This window comes from Amycolatopsis sp. SID8362 (genome assembly GCF_010550475.1).
Lineage (GTDB): Bacteria > Actinomycetota > Actinomycetes > Mycobacteriales > Pseudonocardiaceae > Amycolatopsis > Amycolatopsis eburnea.
The window spans coordinates 1-1575 of record NZ_JAAGNB010001792.1; the positions used below are offsets into that span (position 1 = coordinate 1).

At 73.0% G+C, this 1575-nt stretch carries 3 protein-coding genes; 1 reads left to right on the top strand and 2 read right to left on the bottom strand.

Annotation, left to right across the window (positions count from 1 at the left end; translation table 11 throughout):
• Window positions 1–174: 174 nt before the first annotated feature.
• Entirely contained in the window at window positions 175–801 is a 627-nt protein-coding gene (locus tag G3I65_RS54855; protein WP_160704409.1) for a TetR/AcrR family transcriptional regulator, read from the bottom strand.
• Window positions 802–810: 9 nt separating this feature from the next.
• A complete protein-coding gene (locus tag G3I65_RS54860) occupies window positions 811–1281 on the bottom strand; it encodes a MarR family winged helix-turn-helix transcriptional regulator (protein WP_160704411.1) in 471 nt (156 codons plus the stop codon).
• Between the two features lie 53 nt (window positions 1282–1334).
• Between G3I65_RS54860 and G3I65_RS54865 the strand changes: the two genes are divergently transcribed.
• A partial coding sequence (locus tag G3I65_RS54865) for a hypothetical protein (RefSeq protein WP_203612767.1) occupies window positions 1335–1575 on the top strand: 241 nt, incomplete at its 3' end.

Consider the following 1575-nt stretch of genomic DNA (forward strand, 5'->3'; position numbering starts at 1 on the left):
GGCCGGTGACCGTCAGCCCCGTGGTGGTGTGCGCGAACGCGAGCCCGGCGCCGGCCAGTACCGCGACGGCCGTCGCCCGCGGCCGGAAGAGCCGCCGTCGTTGCGAAGAAGTCCTCACACCCCTGATACACGGGCGGGAGCCCCGAATGGTTGCGTGAACCGCGTCGGCGCCGGTCAGGCGGGTGGCGCCGCGATCGCCGGCCACAGCACCGAGACGACGGCGGCGGGGATCCCGGCCTTGTCGTCACCGCGGTAGAAGGCGGCGAAGTAGCTGCCGAGGCACAGGGTCGCGATGGTGTGCTTGTCGACGTCGTCCCGGACCGCGCCGCTCGCCTGCAGCTCGGTCAGCACGCTCTCGACCAGCGCGACCCGCGGTTCGACGGCGTGCTCGCGGAGGATCCCGAGCAGCTCCGGGGTCCGGATCGCCTCGCCGGCGAAGTTGCCCATCAGCACCATGGCGTCCGGGTTGAAGTACCCCGGGTCCAGCCGCCGGACGGCTTCGGTGAACGCCTCCCGCGGCGCCAGCCCGCTCAAGTCCACAGTGTACGAATCGCGCTGTTTGCGGAAACCGTAGTCCAGCGCGTCCACGACCAGGTCGAACTTGGTGCGCCACCGGCGGTACAGCGTCGGGCGGCTGACGTTCGCGTCCGCCGCGATGTCGCCGATGGTCATCAGCGAGTAGCCGTCGCGGACCAGCCGCGCACGGGTGGCCAGGATGATCGCTTCGTCGAGCGCCGCGTCGCGGGGACGGCCGCCGGGGCGCGCCGCGGCTTCGTCGTCGGTCGCGTCCCGGGAAGCCATTCCCGCAGCCTAACGTCCGGGGCAGTCGCCGGCCGCCAGCATGCGGCGGTTCGCCTCGCCGAGGCCGTCGGCCAGCGCGCCGAGCTGGTCCGGCGTGAGGACGTCGAGCAGCAGCTCCCGCACGAGGGCGACGTGCCCGGGCGTGGCCCGGGCCAGCAGGTCCGCGCCCTCGTCGGTCAGCACCGCGTAGACGGCGCGAACGTCGCTCTCGCACGCCCGGCGCCGGACGAGCCCGGTCTGCTCCAGCTGGCCGATCTGGTAGGTCAGCCCGCTCTTGGAGTTGGACACCGCGCACGCCAGCTCGGCCATCCGCAGCTCGCGGCCCGGGGCCGCGCCGAGCCGGGCGAGGATCTCGTACTGGAGGTGGGACAGGCCGGCGTCGCGCTTGAGCTGCTGGTCCATCCGCTGGTGGAGCAGGGTGAAGCTGCTGCGGAACGCGTTCCAGGCGCGCTTCTCCTGCGTGTTCAGCGGACCACCCATGTGGTCAACGGTACCCGCTGTTCAAATTCGAACCCCGGATCTAGGGTCGGGGCGTGACGTTCGATCCCGGAAGCGCGGCCCGCGTCCGGCTCTGCAGCCGCCGGGACAACGGCTGGTCCGCGGTGCTCGTGCGGCTGCTCGACAACGCCCCGGAAGCCGAGCTCGACCTGCCGCCCGCCGACGAGCAGACGATCGTGGTGGTCGGCGCGGGCACCACGACCATCGAGTCGCGGCACGGCGCGCGGTGGCGCCGGGCGGACTACGGCCCCGGCTCGGTCGGCCTGACCGCGCCCG

Bases quoted from the DNA above. Each gene is read 5' to 3' on its own strand.
- G3I65_RS54855 (WP_160704409.1), bottom strand. From the start codon at position 801: ATGGCTTCCCGGGACGCGACCGACGACGAAGCCGCGGCGCGCCCCGGC.
- G3I65_RS54860 (WP_160704411.1), bottom strand. From the start codon at position 1,281: ATGGGTGGTCCGCTGAACACGCAGGAGAAGCGCGCCTGGAACGCGTTC.